The sequence below is a fragment of the Rhodopila sp. genome, from assembly GCF_965277825.1.
GTDB lineage: Bacteria > Pseudomonadota > Alphaproteobacteria > Acetobacterales > Acetobacteraceae > Rhodopila.
In genome coordinates, this window is the sequence record NZ_OZ255846.1 from 1,524,693 (window position 1) to 1,546,215 (window position 21,523).

18 protein-coding genes are annotated in these 21,523 nt (G+C 66.7%); 7 read left to right on the forward strand and 11 right to left on the reverse strand.

What is annotated here, in order from left to right:
• Positions 1 to 108: 108 nt before the first annotated feature.
• Both argF and ACQY4T_RS07730 read right to left on the reverse strand, forming a co-directional pair.
• Complete coding sequence (argF, locus tag ACQY4T_RS07725; protein ID WP_428539690.1) at positions 109 to 1,077, reverse strand: ornithine carbamoyltransferase; 969 nt, start codon at positions 1,075 to 1,077, stop codon at positions 109 to 111.
• A complete protein-coding gene (locus ACQY4T_RS07730; RefSeq protein WP_428539693.1) occupies positions 1,074 to 2,333 on the reverse strand; it encodes an aspartate aminotransferase family protein in 1,260 nt (419 codons plus the stop codon). The genes argF and ACQY4T_RS07730 overlap by 4 nt, the downstream gene beginning before the upstream one ends.
• Positions 2,334 to 2,533: 200 nt before the next feature.
• Here ACQY4T_RS07730 and ACQY4T_RS07735 point away from each other — a divergent pair, with 200 nt between their 5' ends.
• Positions 2,534 to 3,106 (forward strand): regulatory protein RecX, encoded by a 573-nt coding sequence (locus ACQY4T_RS07735; RefSeq protein ID WP_428539696.1) that lies wholly within the window; start codon positions 2,534 to 2,536, stop codon positions 3,104 to 3,106.
• Positions 3,107 to 3,860: 754 nt separating this feature from the next.
• On the opposite strand, the gene ACQY4T_RS07740 is transcribed toward ACQY4T_RS07735, so the two are convergent.
• The 5 genes from ACQY4T_RS07740 to ACQY4T_RS07760 all read right to left on the reverse strand — a co-directional run bounded on the left by ACQY4T_RS07740 (position 3,861) and on the right by ACQY4T_RS07760 (position 11,374).
• Complete coding sequence (locus ACQY4T_RS07740) at positions 3,861 to 4,508, reverse strand: hypothetical protein (protein ID WP_428539699.1); 648 nt, start codon at positions 4,506 to 4,508, stop codon at positions 3,861 to 3,863.
• Positions 4,509 to 5,032: 524 nt separating this feature from the next.
• Positions 5,033 to 6,934: a M28 family peptidase gene (locus ACQY4T_RS07745; protein WP_428539702.1), complete on the reverse strand. Its 1,902-nt coding sequence runs from the start codon at positions 6,932 to 6,934 to the stop codon at positions 5,033 to 5,035.
• The gene (locus ACQY4T_RS07750; protein ID WP_428539705.1) at positions 6,934 to 8,358 is read right to left on the reverse strand and encodes an MFS transporter; all 1,425 of its coding nucleotides are present in this window, start codon (positions 8,356 to 8,358) and stop codon (positions 6,934 to 6,936) included. Before ACQY4T_RS07750 ends, ACQY4T_RS07745 begins: the two co-directional genes overlap by 1 nt.
• A gap of 57 nt (positions 8,359 to 8,415) precedes the next feature.
• Positions 8,416 to 9,987, reverse strand: coding sequence for an ABC transporter substrate-binding protein (locus tag ACQY4T_RS07755; RefSeq protein WP_428539708.1), 1,572 nt, complete (start codon positions 9,985 to 9,987; stop codon positions 8,416 to 8,418).
• A gap of 151 nt (positions 9,988 to 10,138) precedes the next feature.
• Positions 10,139 to 11,374, reverse strand: coding sequence for an amidohydrolase family protein (locus tag ACQY4T_RS07760; RefSeq protein WP_428539711.1), 1,236 nt, complete (start codon positions 11,372 to 11,374; stop codon positions 10,139 to 10,141).
• A gap of 183 nt (positions 11,375 to 11,557) precedes the next feature.
• Between ACQY4T_RS07760 and ACQY4T_RS07765 the strand changes: the two genes are divergently transcribed.
• A complete protein-coding gene (locus ACQY4T_RS07765) occupies positions 11,558 to 13,195 on the forward strand; it encodes a gamma-glutamyltransferase family protein (RefSeq protein WP_428539714.1) in 1,638 nt (545 codons plus the stop codon).
• A gap of 74 nt (positions 13,196 to 13,269) precedes the next feature.
• On the opposite strand, the gene ACQY4T_RS07770 is transcribed toward ACQY4T_RS07765, so the two are convergent.
• Genes ACQY4T_RS07770 through ACQY4T_RS07780 form a run of 3 tightly spaced genes read right to left on the reverse strand, consistent with a single transcriptional unit; the run spans position 13,270 to position 16,702 of the window.
• Complete coding sequence (locus ACQY4T_RS07770) at positions 13,270 to 14,499, reverse strand: class I SAM-dependent methyltransferase (RefSeq protein ID WP_428539717.1); 1,230 nt, start codon at positions 14,497 to 14,499, stop codon at positions 13,270 to 13,272.
• Complete coding sequence (locus ACQY4T_RS07775) at positions 14,499 to 15,296, reverse strand: DUF1365 domain-containing protein (RefSeq protein ID WP_428539720.1); 798 nt, start codon at positions 15,294 to 15,296, stop codon at positions 14,499 to 14,501. The genes ACQY4T_RS07770 and ACQY4T_RS07775 overlap by 1 nt, the downstream gene beginning before the upstream one ends.
• Entirely contained in the window at positions 15,293 to 16,702 is a 1,410-nt protein-coding gene (locus tag ACQY4T_RS07780; RefSeq protein WP_428539723.1) for an NAD(P)/FAD-dependent oxidoreductase, read from the reverse strand. The genes ACQY4T_RS07775 and ACQY4T_RS07780 overlap by 4 nt, the downstream gene beginning before the upstream one ends.
• Before the next feature lie 186 nt (positions 16,703 to 16,888).
• Between ACQY4T_RS07780 and ACQY4T_RS07785 the strand changes: the two genes are divergently transcribed.
• Genes ACQY4T_RS07785 through ACQY4T_RS07805 form a run of 5 tightly spaced genes read left to right on the forward strand, consistent with a single transcriptional unit; the run spans position 16,889 to position 20,891 of the window.
• Positions 16,889 to 17,446 (forward strand): sigma-70 family RNA polymerase sigma factor, encoded by a 558-nt coding sequence (locus ACQY4T_RS07785; RefSeq protein ID WP_428539726.1) that lies wholly within the window; start codon positions 16,889 to 16,891, stop codon positions 17,444 to 17,446.
• Positions 17,443 to 18,057 carry a ChrR family anti-sigma-E factor gene (locus tag ACQY4T_RS07790; RefSeq protein ID WP_428539729.1) on the forward strand — a complete coding sequence of 205 codons (615 nt, stop codon included), beginning with the start codon at positions 17,443 to 17,445 and terminating at the stop codon, positions 18,055 to 18,057. The genes ACQY4T_RS07785 and ACQY4T_RS07790 overlap by 4 nt, the downstream gene beginning before the upstream one ends.
• 4 nt (positions 18,058 to 18,061) lie before the next feature.
• Positions 18,062 to 18,940 (forward strand): alpha/beta hydrolase, encoded by an 879-nt coding sequence (locus ACQY4T_RS07795; RefSeq protein ID WP_428539732.1) that lies wholly within the window; start codon positions 18,062 to 18,064, stop codon positions 18,938 to 18,940.
• Positions 18,937 to 19,779 carry a DUF1295 domain-containing protein gene (locus ACQY4T_RS07800; protein WP_428539735.1) on the forward strand — a complete coding sequence of 281 codons (843 nt, stop codon included), beginning with the start codon at positions 18,937 to 18,939 and terminating at the stop codon, positions 19,777 to 19,779. Before ACQY4T_RS07795 ends, ACQY4T_RS07800 begins: the two co-directional genes overlap by 4 nt.
• Positions 19,776 to 20,891 (forward strand): SAM-dependent methyltransferase, encoded by a 1,116-nt coding sequence (locus ACQY4T_RS07805; RefSeq protein ID WP_428539738.1) that lies wholly within the window; start codon positions 19,776 to 19,778, stop codon positions 20,889 to 20,891. Before ACQY4T_RS07800 ends, ACQY4T_RS07805 begins: the two co-directional genes overlap by 4 nt.
• A gap of 204 nt (positions 20,892 to 21,095) precedes the next feature.
• Here the strand turns inward: ACQY4T_RS07805 and ACQY4T_RS07810 are convergent, their stop codons facing one another.
• Entirely contained in the window at positions 21,096 to 21,365 is a 270-nt protein-coding gene (locus ACQY4T_RS07810) for a hypothetical protein (RefSeq protein ID WP_428539740.1), read from the reverse strand.
• Positions 21,366 to 21,523 lie beyond the last annotated feature (158 nt).

Sequence of the window (21,523 nt, forward strand, 5' to 3'; positions counted from 1 at the left end):
CTCTCGCGCCGCCGGCGCGGCCGGGTCTTATCGTGCCATCGGCGCGGGCGAGTCTTACCGCGTCGCCGGCGCGGGCGGGTCTTATCGCGCCGCCAGCGTGGCCCGGACTTATCGCGCCGCGCCCAGCACCCAGGCCAGGACGCCCTTTTGTGCGTGCAGGCGGTTCTCGGCCTCGTCGAACACCACGGATTGGGGACCGTCGATCACGTCGGCATCCACTTCCTCGCCGCGATGGGCCGGCAGGCAGTGCATGAACAGCGCGTCCGGGGCGGCCTTCGCCATCATCCGGCTGGTCACCCGGTATGGGGCCAGCAGGTTGTGGCGGCTCTCGTTCGGGTCGTCGGACATCGACACCCAGGTGTCGGCGGCCACGCAAGCGGCGCCAGCGACGGCGGCGTCGGGGTCGTCGGTCAGTTCGATTCTGCCGCCTTGGGCGCGGGCCCAGGCCAGCAGGTCGGCCGGCGGGCGCAGTCCGTCGGGGGTGGCGACGCGCAGGGTAAAGCCGAAGCGCACGGCGGCCTCGATCCAGCTTCGGGCGACGTTGTTGCCGTCGCCGCACCAGGCGACGACCTGACCGGCGATCGGGCCGCGATGCTCTTCAAAGGTGAGCACGTCGGCCATCAACTGGCAGGGGTGGGAGGCCTCGGTCAGGCCGTTGATCACCGGGACGGTGGCGTATTCGGCCATTTCGTGCAGTTTTGCGGCATTGTCGGTGCGCAGCATGATGGCATCGACATAGCGCGACAGCACGCGGGCGGTGTCGGCGACGGTCTCGCCGCGGCCGAGCTGGGTTTCCTTGCCGGTGAGGACGATGACCTCGCCGCCGAGTTGGCGCATGCCGACCTCGAACGACACGCGGGTGCGGGTCGAGGGTTTCTCGAAGATCAGCGCCAGGGTCTTGCCGGCGAGCGGTCGCGACGACACGCCGGCGGCGCGTTTGAAGCCGGATGCGACGTCGAGCATCTGGCGCAGCGTCGGGGTGTCGAAGTCGCGCAAATCGAGGAAATGCCGCGGCCCAGAGGTTTCCTCGGTGGACTGGCCGGGCGGGTTCTGACGGCGGCGTGCCGCGCCGCTCATTGTGCCGCGGCCTTGCCGATGGGTGCGGCGGCCTTGTCGATGGGTGCCGCGGCCTTGCCGATGGGTGCGGTGGCATTGCCGATGGTTGCCGCGACCTTGGTGGCGGCGGCTCGCAGCATGCCGATCGCCTGGTCGATGTCGGCGTCGGTCACCACCAAGGGTGGTGCCAGGCGCAGCACGTTGTCACCGGCGGTGATCGCCATCAGGCCCTGCTCGATGCAGGCGGCCTGGACCTGGGCGACGGGGATCGCCGCCTTCATGCCGAGCAGCAGGCCGAGACCGCGGGCGTCGACGAAGACGGTGGGGAATTCGGCGGCGATCTTGTTCAGTTCGGCTCGCAGCTTGCGGCCCTTGCGTTCGACGTCTTCGAGGAAGCCGGGCGCCAGCACCACGTCGAGCACGGCGTTGCCGGCGGCGCAGGCCAGCGGGTTGCCGCCGAAGGTGGTGCCGTGGGTGCCGGGTTTCAGCGCCTTGGCGTAGGCCTCCTTGGCGAGCACGGCGCCGAGCGGGAAGCCGCCGCCGATGCCCTTGGCGGAGGAGATGATGTCAGGCGTGATGCCGGACCATTCATGCGCGAACAGCTTGCCGGTGCGGCCGATGCCGGACTGGACTTCGTCCATGCCGAGGATGATGCCGTATTCGTCGCATACCGCGCGCAGGTCGCGCAGGAACTGCATGTCGGCGGGGCGGACGCCGCCTTCGCCCTGCACCGGTTCGACGATGATGCCGCAGGTGGCGGGGCCGATGGCGTTGCGCACCGCGTTCATGTTGTTGAATGGGACATGGTCGAACCCATCGACCGGTGGGCCGAAGCCTTGCATGTAGTGCGGGTTGCCGGTGGCGGCGAGGGTGGCCAGGGTGCGGCCGTGGAATGCGCCCTCGAAGCAGATGATGCGGAACTGTTCCGGCTTGCCGGCGTCGGACATGGCGCGGCGCATCATCTTGATCATGCCCTCGTTCGCCTCGGCGCCCGAGTTGCAGAAGAATGCGCTGTCGGCGAAGCTGGCATCGACCAGTCGCTGCGCCAGTCGCTCGGCTTGCGGGATGCGATAGAGGTTGGAGGTGTGGATCACCTTGGCGGCCTGCTCGGCGATCGCCTTGACCAGATGCGGGTGGCCGTGGCCCAGGCTGGCGGTGGCGATGCCGGAGCCGAAGTCGAGGAATCGTCGCCCGTCGACCGTCCACAGCCAGGCGCCCTCGCCCCGCTCGAAAGCGAGGTCGGCGCGTGCGTAGTTCGGCAGCAGGGCGGGGATCATCAGGAGGGCGAGCCTTCGTTCGTTTCTGCGACGGATTAGCCGCCCGCGACCGTTTCGGGGCAGGTCCGAGACAAGCGGCGATCATTGGCGATGGCGTGGGCGCTGTCAAACACCGGTTGTGCCAGCCCGGGCGGCGGCGCATCGCTGCCTTGGGGCGTGAAATCTCTTGCATCGAGGCGGGTGGCGGGCATGGTTGGCGGATGTCGAGCGACGCCGCCTCTCCGCCGCCTGACGCGGGCAGCCTGTATCAGGCGGCGCTGGCGCATCTGGCGCGCTATGCGACGACCGAGGCGGGGCTGCGGCGGGTGCTGCGACGGCGGCTGGATCGCTGGGGTCGGCAGCAGGCTGACCCGGAGGCCGCGGCGCCGGTGCTGGCCGCCGCGCGGGCGGCGATCGAGGCGGTTATCCAGCGTCTGGTGCAGGCTGGGGCGGTCAGCGATGCCGCGTTCGCCGCGAGCCGGGCGCGCGGCCTGCTGCGGGCTGGACAGTCGGGGCGTGCGATTGCGATGCGGCTGGTGGCCAAGGGGGTGGCGCCGGATGTGGCCAGGGCGGCGTCGGTAAGCGATGCGGAGAGCGAATTGGCGGCGGCCCTGGTGCTGACGCGCAAGCGCCGGATCGGTGCGTATCGGGCGAGCGAGGCGGTGGATGCGGCGGGCCGGCTCAAGGAGATGGGGCAATTGGCTCGGGCTGGATTTTCCCGCGAGGTGGCGGAGCGGGCGCTGGACATCGGGCGGGAGGACGCCGAGGGGCGGATTTTCGAACTGCGGCGATAGCTTGGGAGCCTCGGCGGGGTGGGCTGACATGGTCGTCGCCCAGGGGTTTCAGGGCGAGGGCTTTGGGGATGAACCGGGCGGCAGAGCGGGTGGTGTTGGGCAGATGGAAGGTCGCGACCGTGGAGGGCCGTTGCTGAAGCAGTTTTGGGGGTGGGAGTGCGTATGGGGCCGCTGCATTTCAACGCAGATGCACGCTTGGCCGCGGATTAGCGCAGGTGTTCAAACCATTCGCGATGTCGCCGATAGATCAGGGGTTGGTGGTGTCGATCGGTAGGGTAGGTGTTGGGGTCGTTACCTATGGATCTCGCGCTGGCGCTGTTGATGGGTGGGGCTTTAACACGAAGACACAATGACACTGAGGTTTTTGACACTGAGGTTTTTAGTGTTTTTGGCCGAAGGGGTCGGGCTTTGGTTACCGGTGACTAGCGTAGGTTCTGGCTAACGCTGAGCACTTGGCTTGGCACGGGATGCCTCGTGGCGCGGTGACGATTTGTTTGGCGCGTGATTGATGCGCTTGGTTGTTCGCCCGCGGTCATGCTTTGGGCCGATGGGCTAGACGGTGGGCCAGGATCATCGACCAGGTGGCTGAAGAACGACCCGCTGGTGCTTGGGTCATTGTGTTTTCGGGTGGAATCGAACGGGTCGGCCGCGCTGGTCACGGAGAACGCGCACATTGGCGACGTCACCGGGCGAAACCCTGCGGAACCACGGGTGTCGGGTCGCGGCGACGGCGTGGGGTGCACGCTTGGTGATGTCAGGCGGCCGGTGAGGCGCCTGGAGGGATCGCGGCGCTGGGCGGGATCGCGGCGCTGGGCGGGTGGGCGGCGCGGGCGGCGATGAGGGATTCGCGGACCCACGCCGGGGGTTCGTCGGCCGCCTGTTGCGAGGGATACAGGCGGCGGGCGGCCTCGGGGTCGGTTTCAGCCAGGCGCTGACGCGAGGCTTCGACCATCGCCTTGACCTGGCGCACCTGTTCGATGATCTCGGCGTCCTCGGCCGCGGCTTCGGCTGGGTCTTCCTCGATTGGCGTGGGGTAGGCGGGGAGGTGGTGGGTCTGGCGTTTGTCCAGGGTTTGCTGGGCCTGGTTGGCGTGGCGATTGACGTTGTTGGCGCAGGCGCGGAAGCGCAGCCGCATGGCGGGCGACAGATCGGCGCCCTCGGCTTCGGCCATCGCGCTGAGCGCGGTCATGGTGCAGGCGATGAGCTTGGCGGCGGCGAACAGTTCGGCGCGGTTGCGCGGGCCGTAGGAGGCCAGGGTTTCGAGGATTTCGTCGCGGGTGGCGGCGAAGTCGGGGCAGTCGATGGAGAAATACGGCATCAGGAAGCGGACCACGGTTTGCAACGTTCGGCTGGCCAGCAGGGCGGCGGGGAGCGCGATGAGGGAGGGAGCTGACGTGGACATGAGGGTGGCGGGTCCCGGGTTTGAATGGGGGATCTGGATGCGGGGTTTGGCTGGGTGTGTCGTTGCTGTGCGTTGTTTGCTTTTTGTTCTTATCGTTTTTTGAGAGATAAAGCAAGAACAAAGTGTGGTCGGTGGATCTGGCGGGAGGTTCCTCTTGTAATCGCTGCGCGGGGCATCGCTGCACGGGGGGCGTCGCTACGCTGGGCATCGCTAAGCCGGACACGCAGGACATTGCCGCGCGCAGCGCTTCACTGGGCAGCGCATCACTGGGCAGCGCATCACTGGGCAGCGCATCGGGCTTGAATGACGCGATATCATTGCGCAGCGCGGCATTAACTCGCTGTTGTGCTGGTTCGAAGCGTTTGGCGGGGGCCTTTTTCCAAGGCCACATCTGATGGTAACGGCGCTGGGCGAACCCGGACCATCAGCGTGCATCCGCGTTTTATTTGCGGTTAGTCAGTCATTGGGCTTCCCAGATCAAGGTGCGTTCGGGGCTATCCGGCTGCGCTTGCCGCGGCGGGTTGTCACGGGGTGTCGCGGCAGGCTTCGAGCGCCTGGTTGGCCTGATCCAGCGCGAAGGCGAGACGGTTGCAGGCTCGGGTCGCGGCGCCGGCCAGGAACCTCGCCTGGTCGGAGTTGGGCGGCGCGGCGGCTAGCTGGCGCACCACGTTGAGCACGGGATAGGGGGGCTGCGGGAGCGCCGGGTCGTGATCGAAGCGGTCGCCGGTGGTGTAGTCCATCGGGACCATGGCTCGGGAGACTGCGACGAGCGCCTGATTGAACCGGTGGGCCGCTGACGCGTCGGTAATTGCCGCGGCGGCGGCGCTGACGGCGGCGGCCTGTTGGCGCAGCCGGGCTACTCGCTTGGTCAATCCGGACAGCTCGAACCGGCCGTCGAGTTGCTGGCGCAGGGCGGACAGTTGGGCATCCAGCGCCGCGGCGCTTGCGGCATAGTCGAGCGGCAACACGGAATCAGTGAGCAGGCGCCAGATAGCGTGGACGTAGACTTTCGTGTCGCGCGCCAGCAGGTCGGGGTCCATCTTGTCCAACGTGTCGTCGGGGGTGTGCCACCACCAGCCGAAGCCGGCGCCCTTGCGGGCGCCGCCGCCGAACACTGCACCCATGACGTTGTCGGCTGACCCGGCCGGCTGCTCGCCCATGCCCATGAACAGCGAGGGTATGCCGATGCCCCAGAACGACTGGTCGCCGGCGCGGCTCATGCGGTGGCCGTCGAGTTGCTGGCCGCCCTGCATGCGCACCGCGTCGGCGGCGAGGTGGGAAAGTTCGGCGCAGGCGAGGGCGTCGGCCATCACCGTGTTGCCGCGGGCTCCGGTGCTGTCGACATTGACGTGGGCGATGCAGCGGCGGCCCAGCTCGTGCCAGTTGGTATCGGCATACCAGGTGGAGCCGGAGTAGCGGCCGTGCGAATGGCCGGACCAGAAGCACAGGCGAAGGCCGCGGCGCCAGGCGGCTTGTTCGGGGGCGAACAGGCGGGCGATTTCCAGCATGGTGGCGTTGGCGCCACCGTTGTCCATCACGCCGTAGTGCCAAGTGTCATGATGGCCGCTGAACAGCACGAATGGGTCGTCATCGTTCGGGCCGTCTGCTTTACCGCTGGCATCCTTGCGGCTGGCATCCTTGCGGCTGGCATCCTTGAGGCTGGCATCCTTGAGGCTGGCATCCTTGAGGCTGGGCAGTTCGGCGACCAGCAGAGGTGTCTTGCGCCAGCCGGTGTCGACCTCGGCGTGCAGCACGGCCTCGACCGGTTCGTTGCGTTGCACGCGCTGTTTCAGGGCGTCGCCATCGGCCTTGCGCAGGCTGAGCACGACGGTGGTGGGCAGATCGCCGATGGTGTTGCTGGTCGGGCTGCCCCAGACCGGGGAGACGCACATCTCATGCAGGTGTTGGTGTGGGCTGATGTGGATCTGGCCGATGGCGCCGGCCAGCGAGGCGCGGTGGGTAGCGCCAGGGTTGGCGATCGATTCCAGCAGCACGATCTTGCCGCTGGCGTCGAGCGCGGCGAAGTCCTCGGCTCGGCCGTGTCCGGCGTAGACCACGGTTCCGCGCAGGCCGCCGGGAGGCGACGGGCGGGAGAACGAGTGGGTGATGCAGTTGGGCGCGGCGCTGTCGGGCGCGGCGGAGTCGGGTGCGGTGATGTCGGGCGCGGCTGTGTCGGGCGCGGCGGTGTCGGGTGCGGCGGTGTCGATCTCGATCCGGGCGCGGCCGGGCAGGCTGATATAGGCGTCGTGGCGGATCAGTTCGGTGCGGTAGCCGTAGCTGTCGAGGGTGGTTTGCAGGTAGCGGAAGCTTTCCAGTTCAGGCGCGGTGCCGGACAGCTTGATGCGGCGGGCGAATTCCTCGAGGTGACGCATCATGATGGCGGGATCGACCGCGGCGGCGAGGCGGGCAACGTCTTGGTCCATCATCAGGCGGGTTTCTCCTGCAATGAGGGCTCGAGGGCGGCGATGTCGTCCGGCAGCGGCAGGCCGGCGCGCTCGCGGACGAAAATCGTGGCGACGAAGCTGAGGATTCCGGCCGCGACCAGATAATACGCCGGCGCCACCGGATCGCCAGTCAGCCGCACCAGCGCGGTCGCGATCAGCGGTGCGAAACCGCCGAAGATTGCCACCGCGAAGCCGTAGCTGATGGACAGCGCGGTGTAGCGTATGTTGGTTGGGAACTGTTCGGCCAGCACGGCGCAGATCGGGCCGGCGTAGAGGCTCAGGATCACGCCGGCGACCGATTGGGCCAGTAACAGGCCGGACAGCGAGTGCATCGTCACCATGACGTGGAACAGCGGATAGGCGAGCAGAGAAGAGGCGGCCGAGGCGGCGAAGAACAGCGGCCGGCGGCCGATCCGGTCGGATAGCCGGCCGATGAGCGGGGTCAGCAATAGACAGATCACGCCGGCTATCAGCGTGGACAGGAAGGTGGAGGCGGCCGGGATGTGCAGTTGCGATTGGGCGAAGCTGGGGACGTAGATGACGAAGACGTAGTTCACCACGCAGCCGATGATGCTGAGGCCGAAGGCGGCCAGCATGGTGGCGGGATAGAGCGTCAGCGACTGGCGCAGCGGTGAGCGGCTGACGTCGTGGTGCTGGCGGGTGCGCTCGAACGCCGGGGTTTCCTCCACCTTGGTGCGCAGATAGTAGCCGACCGGGCCGAGGATGAAGCCGATCAGGAATGGCAGGCGCCAGCCCCAGGCGAGGAAGGCGGTGTTGTCGATCGCGGCGCTCAGGATGAACGCAAACAGGGTGGCGGCGATCAGCCCGAGCGAGGTGGCGGCCTGCTGATAGCTGCTGATGGCGCCGCGCCGGTTTGGCGGTGCGTATTCCACCAAGAACGCGGCCGCGCCGCCCCATTCGCCGCCGGTGGAGAAGCCCTGGGCCATGCGGCATAGCACCAGGATGATGGGTGCGAAGACCCCGAGCGTGGCGTAGGATGGGATCAGCCCGATCAGGCCGGTGGCCATCGCCATCAGACCGATGGTGACGACCAGTGCCGCGCGGCGGCCGTGCCGGTCGCCATAGGCGCCGATGACCACGGCGCCGATCGGGCGGATGACGAAGCCGACGGCGAAGGTCGCGAATGTGCCGAGCAGTCCGGCGATCGGGTCGGTTGATGGGAAGAAGGCGCGGGCCAGTGCGCCGGCCATCAGTCCGTAGATGACGAAGTCGTAGATCTCGAAGATCTGGCCGATGCCGCAGGCGACGATGGCCCGGTTGATGGCGGCTTCGTCGGGTGGATTAATGGCGGCTTCGCCGAGTAGATGGATGGCGGCTTTGCCGGGTGGATGGACGGCGGCTTCGCCGGTTGGGGCATGGACCGGGGTTGGCGTGCTGACGGCCATGATGGGCGTCCTTTAAATTGGCGGTGGCGTGCGGGTTGGCAGCCTGCTGCACCCCGTTCAGACCCGCTTGACGCCCCAGAACAGCATGACGCCTGCCTTGACGAACCCGGTCAGGTTGTCGCGGTGCCCGGTCGGGGTGAACCATTGTCCGGTGGGAAAGAACGGCAGGTCCTGAAACGCCAAACGCTGCATGTCTCGACACACCGCCTGCTGGCCTGGAATGTCGGGGGCATCGAACCATTTGTCGCGCAGGGCTTCCATCTTGGCGTCGGTCGGCCAGCCGAACCAGCCGCCGTTACCGTTGCCTCGGAGCGGGAAGTTGCTGCCGGGATTGGATACGGCGAGGCCGCCCCAGGTAGTGCAGAAGCTATTCCAGCCGCCCTTGTCCGATGGCGCGTGGCTGGCTCGGCGCGACACCAGCGTGCCCCAGTCCATACTGGTGTATTTCGAGTTGAGGCCGATCGATTTGTAGAACGCGTCGGTGACCTGGGCCATGGCGCTGAGTTGCGGCTGGTCGGACGGCGACATCAGCACGATCGGCTCGCCCTTGTAGCCGCTTTCAGCGACCATCTTCTTGGCCAGCGGAAGGTTACGTTTGCCGGTGATCTTGTCCATGTCGACATTGCTCGCCATCGGCGAACCGTCGATGAAGAAGCCGGCGGTTTGGCCGAGGCTCTGCTGGTCGCCGAGCACCGCATCCATGTAGTCTTGCTGATTGACGGCGACCAGGATGGCCTGCAGCAACTTGGGATTGTCGAACGGCGGCTGGGTATGGTTGACCCCGATCACGCCGAGTGCGCCGAGCGGGTCGAGCACCTCGAGCGTGACCCCGGGGGCGGTCTTCAGCATCGGCAGCAGATCGAACAGCGGGTTTTCCCACCAGTCCACTTCGCCGCTCTGCAGGGCCTCGGCGGCGGTGGCGGGGTCGGGCATGATTTTCCACTCGACGCGATCGAAATTGACCACCTTGCCGCCGGACCAGTAGCTGGGCGGTTCTTGGCGGGGCTGGTATTTTTCGTTCTTGGCATAGGCGGCGGAGGCGCCGGAGACCCATTCGTCCTTGAGGAACTTGAACGGTCCGCTGCCGACATATTCCGAGATCTGGGTGAAGGCGTCGGTCTTGGCGAGGCGTTCGGGCATGATGAAGCAGCCGTTGGCGCCGAGCGCGTAGGCCATCTGCGGGAAGGGGCGGGTCAGGCGGATCTGGAAGCTCTTGTCGTCGATGACCTTCATCTCGGCGGTGAGGCTCATGAGGCGCTGGCCGAAGCCGTCGCGCTTGCCCCAGCGCTGGATCGAGGGGATGCAATCCTTTGCCAGCACGGGTTCGTTGTCGTGCCACAGCAGGCCGTCGCGCAGGGTCATTTTCCAGGTCAGGCCGTCGGCGGAGGTTTCGCTGCCGGCCAGCATCTGCGGGCGGGCGACGAGGCCTTGGTCGATGCCGAACAGGGTATCCCAGACCATGTATCCGTGCAGGGTGGCGATGGTGGCGGTGGTCCAGATCGGATCGGGGTTGGCGAGGTTGGCCTGCGGCACGTAGCGCAGCACCCTGGGATTGGCCGCCAAAGCGGGGCTGGCGAGGCTGGCCGCGGCAGCCGCGCCGCCGGTCAGGACGCTGCGTCGGTTGATCATCGGGGACTCCGTTGCTTGGGTCGCGTGGCTGGTCGGTGCGGGCGGATGACTGGCCGGGTTCACGGCGATGGACGACTTGTTGGAGGTTGCCCGATTTTGATCGTGCATGCTTCGTGCCAGATCCGCCTGATGCGGGTTTGCGTGCCGGCGGTCAGTGCCAGGGCGCGTGCTTGACGATGTCGCCGCCCTTGACGATGAGCGGCATGTGCGCGCCTTGCCTAGTCAGCAGGGACAGATCGCGCAACGGGTCGCCATCGACGACGATCAGGTCGGCAAACGCGCCTGGCGCGACGGTCCCGATCGCTTGCTCCATGCGGCACAGTTTTGCCGCGATCCGGGTGGCGGATTCGATCACCATCTGTGCCGGCAGCACTTGGCCGCGGATCACGAATTCCTCGGATTGATGGCGGTGCATTGGCCCGAGCAGGTCGGTGCCGAAGGCCATCGGCAGGCCGGCTGCCTGCATTATCTCGAGCGAGCCGATGCCGGCCAGGCGCACGCTGTCGATCTTGGCGACCGATTCGGCGCCGAGGCCGAGTGCCTCGCCCTCTTCGGCGAGCTTGTCGTAGGTGACCAGGGTGGGGATCGCGAAGGCGCCTCGTCTGGCGGCGAATTGGGCGGTGGCGGGCTCGATCAGGTTGCAGTGTTCCAGGGAGTGGACACCGCATTCCACGGCGCGGCGAATCGCTGGGTCGGTGTAGAGATGGGCGGCGACGTAGGTGCCGGCGGCCTCGGCCTCTTGCACCGCGGCGGTGATTTCTTCTTGCGAGAAGCCGCGGAAGTGGATCGGGTCGGTGGGCGAGGCGACGCCGCCGTTGGCCATGATCTTGATGAACTGGGCGCCGGCCTTGATTTCCTCGCGGGCGGCGCGGCGGATTTCGGGCACGCCGTCGCACAGCCGGCCGAGCGAGCCGAGGCGGGTTTCGAAGTGGTTGGGGCCGGCGTTGAAGCGGCCGCGGAAGTCGCAGTGGCCGCCGGATTGGCTGAGCGCCTTGCCGGCGATGATCAGGCGGGGTCCGAGCACGGAGCCTTCGTTGGAGGCCACAACCTGGCCGTGGTCGGCGCCGCCGACGTCGCGCACGGTGGTGAACCCGCGCATCAGCATGTCGTGCTGTAAGCGGATCGAGCGGGCCATGACCAGGGAGTCGGGCAGGGTGGCGTTCTGTCCGAGGCTGGCGAGGACGGCGACGATGTGGACGTGGCAGTCGATCAGGCCGGGCATCAGCACGCGGTTTTTCAGGTCGATGATTTGGGCGGAGCCGGGCGGTCCGCACGTTGGGGAGACCTGCCTGATGCGATCGCCTTCGATGATGACCGTCATCGGGAGGGTTGGTTCGGGGGCGGTGCCGTCGACGATGCGGGCGTTGGTCAGATGGGTGAGTTGCATGGTGGGTATCCTTTGGTCGGGCCGGGTTGCGACGGTATGGCATGATCGGGCGGGGCGGGAGGCGTTGGAGCGGTTGCCGGATTGTCGGGGCGACAGTCAAATGCTTGGGCCAATTTCGCTTTGTCGCAAGATTTCGCGCAGCCGGGCCGTTTCGCTCAGCGCGATCGTGTTTAGGAGATCAACATGCCCCGCCCTGCCCGTGCCGTTGCCGCCTGCTCCGCGATGATCGTTGCGCCGCAACCGGAGGCGGTGGAGGCTGGGCAAAGCATCCTGGCGGCGGGTGGCAGCGCGGTGGACGCGGTGCTGGGCTGTGCCTTTGCTCAAGGCGTGGTCGATCCGTTGATGTGCGGCATCGGCGGCCTGGGCAGCATGCAGGTGTTCGATCCATTGAGCGGCCAGCACGTCGTGCTCGACGGCCTATCGACCTGTCCGGCGGCCTGCACGCCTTCGATGTGGCGGGCGGTGTTCGAGCGGGAGTGTACTGACGGTTACGGCTATGTGCTGGCCGGTGCGGTCAATGAGCTGGGCCATTCGGCGGTGACGACTCCGGGGATCCTGCGCCTGTTCGAGGCGGCGCATGACCGGTTCGGCCGGCTGCGCTGGGCCAAGCTGCTGGGGCCGGCGATCGAATACGCTCGGTCCGGGTGGGCGGTGCGCCCGCACGTTGCCGGCGTGTTCGCAACCAACGAGGCCGCGTATGGACGTCTGCCATACAGTGCCAAGCTGGCGGCCACGGCTGACGGTCGGGCGCTGTACTTGCGTCCCGACGGCAGTCCCAAACGGGTCGGCGACCTGGTGCGAAACGCGGATCTGGCCGCGACCTTGAGCGCTATCGCCGAGGCCGGGGTGGAGGACTTTTACGGCGGCCGGATCGCCGAACGAATAGTTGCCGATATGGCGGCCCATGGCGGTCTGCTATCGGCGGAAGACCTGGCAGGATTCCGTGCCCGCGTGCATGCTCCGCTGGAGGTCAATTACCGCGGGCGGCGGGTTAGCACGCCGCCGCCGCCGGCCGGCGGTATCGTGGTGGCCGAGATGCTGCGCATCCTGGAACGCTTCGACCTGACGGCGCTGGGCCACAACACGGCGGCGTATATTCGCGTCGTCGCCGAGGCGATGAAGATTGCCGGCGGCGACAAGGAAACCCATATCGGCGATCCCGATTTCGTGGCCCCGCCATTGGCTATGCTGTTGTCGGACGATTATGCCGAGGCGTGCGCGGCGCGGATCCGGAGTGGGCGGAAAACCGCGCTGTCGCGCGTCGGCGGTGACAGCCGCCATACCACCACGGTGTCCTGTGTCGATGCCTCGGGCATGGTGGTTTCGCTGACCCATACGCTGGGTGTGCCGTCCGGGGTTATCCCGCCCGGCACCGGGTTCATGTTGAATGGGGCGATGAACTGGTACGACCCGCGGCCCGGTCGTGCGGGGTCGATTGCGGGCGGCAAGCGCCGGTTTTCCTCGATGTGTCCGACGCTGGTGTTCGAGGGCGATACGCCGGTCATGACACTGGGGGCGCCGGGCGGGGCGTGGATCGGGGTGGCGATCCTGCAGGCGCTGTTGAATGTGCTGGATTGGGGGATGACGATGCAGGAGGCGGTCTCGGCGCCTCGGTTCTCGGCGACCACCGACGTCATTGATATATCGAATCGGATTCCGCGGAGCGTGCAGGTTGGGCTGGAGGCGTTGGGCTACGAGGTACGGCGATCGGCGCTGTCCTATCCGTTTGCCGCGCCGCACGGGATCACGCTGTGGGATCGACTTCTGGAGGGCGGCGCGGATCCGCAGCGCGACGGCTACGCGGCCGGTGTAAGCGGCTGATCGGGATGGTGCGCGACCCGATCGGGTCGGTGTCCGATCGGGATGGTGGGCGACCCGATCGGGTCGGTGCCCGGTCAGGAACGGCGTGCCTCGTGACTCAGGCGCCAGAGGCCGACATCGATGGCGCCGCAGCGGAAGCCGGCCTCACAGTAGCTCAGGTAGTATTCCCACATCAGCTTGAAGCGGGCGGAAAAGCCGGTCGCGGCGATTTCCGGCCAGGCGGCCTGGAAGCGGTCCTGCCAGAGTTTCAGGGTCTGCGCATAGCTTGCGCCGAACATTTCGACGCTGTGGACGGCGAGGCCGGCGCGGGCGATCTGTGCGCGCAGCGCGGCGGGTGACGGCAGCATGCCGCCGGGGAAGATATAGCGCTGGATGAAATCGCTACTTCGCCGATATGAAACAAACCGTTCGTCGGCGATGGTGATGGTCTGCAGCACGATTACGCCACCGGCGCGCAGCCGGTCGCGCAGCATGCAGAAGAAGATCGGCCACCAGCTTTCGCCGACCGCCTCGAGCATTTCGATCGAAACGATACGATCGAACTGGCCCTCGACCTGGCGGTAATCCTGCAGCCGCAGATCGACCCGATCGGCCAGTCCGGCGGCGCTGAGGCGGCGCTGGGCGTAGCCGAGCTGGGCGGGGGAAAGTGTCAGGCCGGTGAGGGTGGCACCGCTGGATGCGAGGCGTTCGGCGAGGCCGCCCCAGCCGAAGCCGACCTCTAGAATGTGGTGGCCGGGACGCGGATCGAGCAGCGACATGATGCGATCCTGCTTGGCGGTCTGCGCGGCTTCCAGCGTTGCCTCGGGATCGCGGAACAATGCCGACGAGTAGTTCATGCCGGAGTCGAACCAACTGGCGTAGAAGTCGTTGCCGAGGTCGTAGTGCTGCACGATGTTGCGCCGGCTGCCGGACAGGGTATTGGGCCGCGCCAGATGACGCAGCCGCTGGATCAGCCGCGCGATTGGTGTTCCGCCGTTGGCGCCGGGGATCGAAGCCTGATGGCGGGCCGCCAGTTCGATCAGCGCGGTGAGGTCGGGGCTGGACCAGTCGCGATCCATGTAGGCCTCGGCGAAACCGATGTCGCCGGCCAGCAGCAGCCTGCGCAGCACGCGCCAGCGATGGATATGCAACACGGCGTCGGGACCGGCGGCGCGGGTGTCGTGGGTGAAGCGCCGCCCGTCGGGCAGGATCACGGTCAGCGAGCCGCAGCGCAGGCGGGTGAACAATCGGTGCAGCAGACCGGCGGCGAGATCGCGACGCGGCGGGCGGGTGATATCGACCGTCGGGTTGACCGTGGTGCCCATCACGCCTGCCTTAGTGACATCACGACACTGACCGGGTCGGCTGGGGGTGCCGGGCGCGGGCGGAACCGCATGCCCTTGCGCCAGAGCTTCAGCGCCTCCCAATGGATGCCGCCGAGCACCCCTGCAGCGAGCAGCGGATGGCGCAACAGGGTGCGCAGCAGGTTGGCGTCGGTCAGTTCGCAGCGCTGGCCGGCGAAGCAGGCGGACAGCATCGGGCCGGCGGGGTCGTGCGCCTCGATCGCGATTGCCACGCGGTGGCGCGGCGGGGTGAGCCGGAAATGATAGTGCAGTGCCATGTCCATGAATGGTGACACATAGAATTGCTTGGCACAGCTTTGGCGATGAATCGCGGCCCGCGGGTCGGCCACCGGAATGAGATAGCTGTGGCGCTGGCCGAACGTGTTGTTGACCTCATACAGTACGGCGCGCAGAGCGCCATCGGCGGCGTGGCAGAAGAACACGCTGAGTGGATTGAACACGCCGCCGAGCACGCGGGGCATGCACAGCAGACGGATGGGTCCGCCGTCGGGAGGCAGGCCGGCGCGTTCGAGTTGCTGCTCGACCTGGGTGCGCAGCGGGATGGCGTTTGGCGCCAGATGATCGCGGGCGCGGAAGCCAAACAGGTTGAATCGTTCAGCCGAGAACACCGACAGCGCGCGCGACAGGCGGGGCAGTTCGTCAAGATCGAGCAGCAGCATCGGCATGCGGTAGCGCAACCGGTGGTGCACTGGGCGCAGGCGGGTATGGACGACGCTGCCTTGGTAGATCGCCGAGTTGAACGGGGCCGGGATGGTCACAGCGCCATGGTCCGGGTCTGGGGGGCGGGCGCCGGCAGATGGATGCGGCTGGATTGATCAGGCAGATCCCAGGGCCGGCGGACGCCGCCGAGCGCCTCGGCCACGGCCAGGCCGGCCTGCAGGCCGTCTTCATGGAAGCCGGCGCCGAAATAGGCGCCGCAATACCAGGTGCGCCGCTGGCCCTGCAGCGACCAGAGGTTGCGTTGCGCCTTGAGCGCGGCGGCGTCGAACTGCGGATGGTCGAAGGTTTCCTGATGGATCACCGACCGCGGGTCTGGGGCGCGATGCGGGTTCAGGGTGACGAAGACCGGGTCGATAGCTGGGAGAGACTGCAACTGATTCATCCAATAGGACGCGCACATCGCGTCCTGTCCCTGGGCATTTACCCCGATATAGTTCCAACTGCACCAGGCCCGGCGCCGGCGCGGCATCAGCGTGGCATCGCGATGCATCACCGCATCATTCGGGCGATAATTGATGGCGCCGAGCAGATCTGTTTCCGCGTCGGTGGGGTCGGCCAGTATGTGGAGCGCCTGATCGGCATGGGCGGCGACGACCACATGGTCGTACCAAGCCTCCAGCCCCTGGGTATCGATCAGTCGAACCCGGTTTGGCTGGCGCCAGATCTGGCGGATGCCGCGGCCTAGGCGGATGCGGGCGGCGAACGGCGAGGTGAGGCGTTGCACGTAGGCTCGGCTTCCGCCGGTGACGGTGCGCCATTGCGGCCGGCGGCGGATGCGCAGCAGGCCGTGATTGTCGCAGAATTGAAGGAAAGCGGAGGCCGGGTAGTCGGTCATGCGGTCCGGAGGTGTCGACCAGATGGCGGCCGCCATGGGCAGCAGGTGATCACGAATGAAAGCTTTGTTGTAGCCGTGGGCGGCGAGATAGTCACCGAGCGACTGATGGTCGGTGGCGCAGCGGTGGACGTCGCGCGGTGCCTGGCGATAGAACCGCAGCAGGTCGCGCAACATCGACCAGAAGCGCGGATTGAACAGATTGCGCCGTTGCGCGAACAAGCCATTGAGGTCGGTTCCGGCGTATTCCAAGGCGCCCCCGCGTATTGAGACCGCGAACGACATGTCGGAGGCGTGGGTGGGCACATCGAGATGGCGGAACAGTGCCACCAGATTTGGATAGGTTGCCGGATTATAGACGATGAAGCCCATATCGACCGGGGTGGTGCCGTTTGCGTTTGCGACATCGATGGTATTGCTGTGGCCGCCGGGCCGTGCGGCTTGTTCGTACACGGTAACGTGGTGTGCCTGGTTCAACAGCCAGGCGGCCGACATGCCGGCGATGCCGGTACCGATGACGGCGATGTTGAGTCGGCCATTGCTGAGTTGGCCGTTGCTGAGTTGGCCATTGCTAGGTCGGGCATTGCTAGGTCGGGCATTCTGGCGGTGCATGATATCTGAGCTCTGCCGTTTCGGCTATTCAGCCATTTTACGGGCGAACCGCGGGTCTGGATCACGATCACAAGTTGTGATCCGTTATCTAATGCGTTTCGTATTGGGGGTATGGATGTTTTGTATCAGGTGCAGCGAGCAGACGCCAAGACCGGGCTGCCGCCGTGGCTTTTTGTGCGTGGTGGGATGAGTCCTGACCCGGAAACCGACAACCATGCCGCGCTGATTCTGGCGGTTGCGCGGTGCAAGGATGCCGGGGCGTTCGCTGGGCTATTCGATTATTTCGCGCCTCGGGTCAAAGCCTATCTGCGTCGTCTTGGCGCGGACCCGGCGGTCGCTGAAGAAATGGCACAGGATGTATTGCTGACTGTGTGGCGCAAGGCTGAGCTCTATGACCCTGAGCGGGCCTCGGCGGGGGCGTGGATTTTTGCCATTGCCCGCAACCTGCGGATCGACTCGCTGCGCCGCACCCGCCCGGTGGTGCAGACTTCGGATCCGTCGGACGAACCGGCGCCGACCCCGCTGGCCGATGCGGTCATAGCGGCGGATGAGCGCGCGACGCAGGTGCGCGCCGCGCTGGAGGGGCTGCCGGTGGAACAATTGACCATGCTGCAAATGGCGTTCTTCGACGAACGCACGCACAGCCAGATCGAAGTTGAACTCGGGGTGCCGCTTGGAACGGTGAAATCACGGTTGCGGCTTGCCATGTCGAAGTTGCGCGCCGTGCTGAAAGACGAAGAATGATCGGGCACCATCCCTCCGAGCCGACCCTGCTGGCCTATGCGGCGGGCACGCTGGCCGAGCCGCATCCGCGGGTCGTGGCGGTGCATGTGGCGCGTTGCGCGGCGTGCAGGGCGGTGCTGCGCCGGGCCGAGGAGGCCGGCGGGGCGGTGCTCGATTCGCTGGCGCCGGCTGCATTGGCGCCCGACGCGCTGGCGCGGACGCTGGCCAGGCTGGATGAGCCGGTGACGATCGCCGAACCCGAACCGGTGGCGGTGACGCTGAATGGGCTGGCAACGGGGCGATGGCGCTGGCTGGGGCCGAATATCGCGATGATGCCGCTGATTCCGCGCCGCCTGAATGACAGCCGGCTGGACCTGATCCGGGCGGCGCCGGGGACCGGGTTGCTGGAGCATAGCCATAGCGGGTTCGAAACAACTTGCGTATTGCAAGGCGCTTTCGACGATGTAACGGGTGAGTATCATGTGGGTGATTTCGCCGAGGCCGACGGCGGTGTGGCGCATCGGCCGACGGCGCTGCCGGGGGAAGAATGCATTTGCCTGATCGCCACCGGCGGCCGGTTGCGCGCGCTTGGGCTGATGGGTCGGTTGGTACGGCCGTTGATCGGCATGTGATCGGATGCCTCGCGTCGCGGTGCAGTTGGTGGCGCTGATGCTGCTGAGCGCCTGCTCGCCGGCCTTGCTGCTTAATCTGACGGCGCCGCGGGCCGGGGTGACCTGGTCGAGCGATATCGCCTACGCGCCCGGCCCCGATCACACGCTGGATATCTATGCGCCATCACACCGATGCGCCAACGCACCGGTGGTGGTGTTCTTCTATGGCGGCGGCTGGGAGAGCGGCAGTCGTAGCAGCTACCGTTTCGTCGGCGCCAGTTTGGCCGCGCGCGGCGTGGTCACGGTGATTCCGGACTACCGGCTGTATCCCACGGTGCGGTTTCCGGCGTTCATGCAGGATGCGGCCGAGGCGGTGGCGTGGACCCGCGCGCATGTTGAGGAGTATGGCGGCGATCCGAACCGGCTGTTCCTGATGGGTCATTCGGCGGGCGGCCAGATTGCCACGCTGTTGGCGTTGGACGGGAGCTACCTGCGGGCCGACGGGGTCGATCCGCGCCAGATCCGGGGGGTGATCGGCCTTGCCGGGCCGTATGACTTCCTGCCGCTGCGCAGTCGCACGCTGAAGGCGATTTTTGGTCCGGAAACCGAGTGGCCACGCTCGCAACCGATCAACTACGTGACGTCGGGGGCGCCGCCGATGATGCTGGCGGCGGGTACTGCCGATGATACCGTGGACCCTGGGAACACCACGCGGCTGGCGGTTCGGCTGCGGCAGGATGGGGTGGCGGTGGACGAGCATCTGTATCCCGGCCTGGGGCACAAGCTGCTGATCGGGGCGTTCGCCTCGGGGTTGACGTCGTTTGCCCCGGTTCGGCGCGATACGCTGCGGTTTATCGCCGCGCATGGCGATGCGGGCGCCGGTTGTGGCGAGGCAACGCGATGACGATCGTGCTGATCCTGGGCGTCAGCCTGATGCTATCGATGCTGATGATGCTGGCCTGGGCGGTGCAGCGGCGATTGGGCAACGCCGGCTGGGTGGATGTGGTCTGGAGCTTTGCGCTTGGTCTGGCCGGGGTGATCTATGCCCTGGTGCCGGCGCCGGCCATTGCCTGGCCGGGGCCGCGGCAGATCCTGGTCGCCGCGCTGGTTGCGATCTGGTCAATGCGGCTGGGTTTTCACCTGCTGGCGCGCACGCGCAACGGGCCGGAGGATGTGCGCTACGCCGCGTTCCGCCAGCAATGGGGTGCGGGTTTCGAGCGCCGGCTGTTCTGGTTCCTGCAGATCCAGGCTGCCGCGGCGGCGTTGCTGGCGATCTCCATGCTGCTGGCGGTGCGCAATCCGCGCCCACTTGGGGTGATGGACGCGGTCGCCCTGGCGGTGCTTGGTGTGGCGATCGTGGGCGAGGCGGTGGCCGACAGGCAGATGCGCCGGTTCCGCGCCGAGGCGGCCAATCATGGCAAGGTGTGCGACACCGGGTTGTGGCGGCTGTCACGTCATCCGAACTACTTCTTCGAATGGTTGGGCTGGGTTTCCTATCCGCTGTTCGCGATCGGGTCCGGCGGTGCGGTCGGCTGGCTGGCGTTTTCCGGGCCTGCCTTCATGTACTGGCTGTTGGTCCATGTGTCCGGCATTCCGCCGCTGGAAGAGCGGATGCTGCATTCCCGTGGCGAGGCCTATCGCGCCTATCAGGCGCGCACGCGGGCGTTTCTGCCATTGCCTGTTTCGTCTTTGCCCGATTCGCGATCGCCTGATTCGCCACCGCCTGATTCGAGAGAGCCATGAACCTGGTTGCAGCCGCTGCCGGTGCAGTGGAACGCCTGCCGTTGCCAGACTCGGTGACGCGGGCCGGAATTGCCCTGCTGGTGGACCGCACCGGTCGCCGGCTCGGTCTGGCCGATCCGAGTACGGAACGGAATTTCGCGGCGGGCATGGCGTCCTATCCGATCGCGGAACGTCCGGACGCGGCCAATGCACAGCACTATGAGCTGCCGCCGGACTTCTTCGCGCTGATCCTTGGGCCGGCGCGGAAATACTCGTGCTGTCTGTATGATGATGGGACGGAGACGCTGGCGGCCGCCGAGCAGCGTGCGCTGGCGGAAACCGCGGTGCATGCCGCCCTGGCCGATGGACAGCGGATCCTGGAACTCGGTTGCGGCTGGGGGTCGTTGTCGCTGTGGATGGCGGAGCGTTATCCGAGCAGCGATATCGTTGCCGTTTCGAATTCGGCAGCGCAGCGCGGCTTCATCGAGGCCGAGGCGGCGCGGCGCGGGCTGTCGCGTCTGCGGGTGGTTACGGCGGATATGAACGACTTCGATCCGGGCCGGCGGTTCGATCGGATCGTTTCGGTGGAGATGTGGGAGCACATGTCGAACTGGCAGGCGCTGCTGCGGCGGGTGCGCGGCTGGGTGGAGGCCGATGGCCGGCTGTTCCTGCATGTGTTCAGCCATCGCAGCATGCCCTATCGTTTCGATCATGCCGATGCATCGGACTGGATCGCGCAGCACTTCTTCACCGGTGGGATCATGCCGAGCCACGGGCTGATCCGTCATTTGGACAGTGAGTTCAGGGTGGAGGCGGAATGGCGCTGGAGCGGGGTCAACTACCGGCGTACCGCCGATGACTGGCTGGCCAACTACGACGCCAATACGGTAGCGATCGAGCGGATCCTGCGCGACGTTTATGGCCGCGAAGCGATGCTGTGGAAGCGGCGCTGGCGGCTGTTCTTCTTGGCGACGGCTGGGTTGTTCGGGGCGAGGGATGGCGCCGAGTGGGGCGTCAGCCATTATCGGCTTAGGCCTCATCCTGCGCTCGGGTCCAATCCTCCGCTCGGGCCCAATCCTCCGCTCGGGCCCCATCCTCCGCTCGGGCCCCATTCTCCGCTCGGGCCAGGGTGAACGCCCCCGGATCGGTTTGGGCATAATGGGCGCGCGAAGATCCAGCGGCGGAAGCGTGCGATTTCGTCGCCCTGGTGGTCGGCTGGAACGGTCGGTTCTATCCGTTATACCTGGTCGCGCCGGCCGGGCGCGTGGGATGGCGCGGCGGTGCTGCCGACGATGCAATTCGATGGTTTGCTGCGTGGGCTGGCGGTGAGAGAGGGATCAGCGCGGAACGGAATGACTTTGAAGCTGCGCCTGGGATTCCTGATTCATCGGCAGGCTGTTCCAACTAACGATGGCCTTGATTGCAAAAATCGTCAGCAGCACGAGTGCCACCAAAAACGCCTTGGAATAACCGGAAAGATGCAACATCCGATTATCCTGTTCGGCGCACCAGCGTTGGCAAAATTCCCTGGTCGGGTAAGGCGCCTCGTAAACCACGTCGAGAACGACGTCGTCCGGGGCACCGGCTCGGGTTTTGAGTTCGGCCATGATGCGGTCGCGGCCCTTGGCCTGCAGGGCTTGTCGCCACGCTGTCTCTGGACCCATCGTCAGTTCCCGTGATCTGATCTCGGCGTGATAGCGGGTGTCGCGCGGAAATTCCAGGATTCAACGTGGCATGGCGTTTCAAGACGGCCCGTGACGTGGCG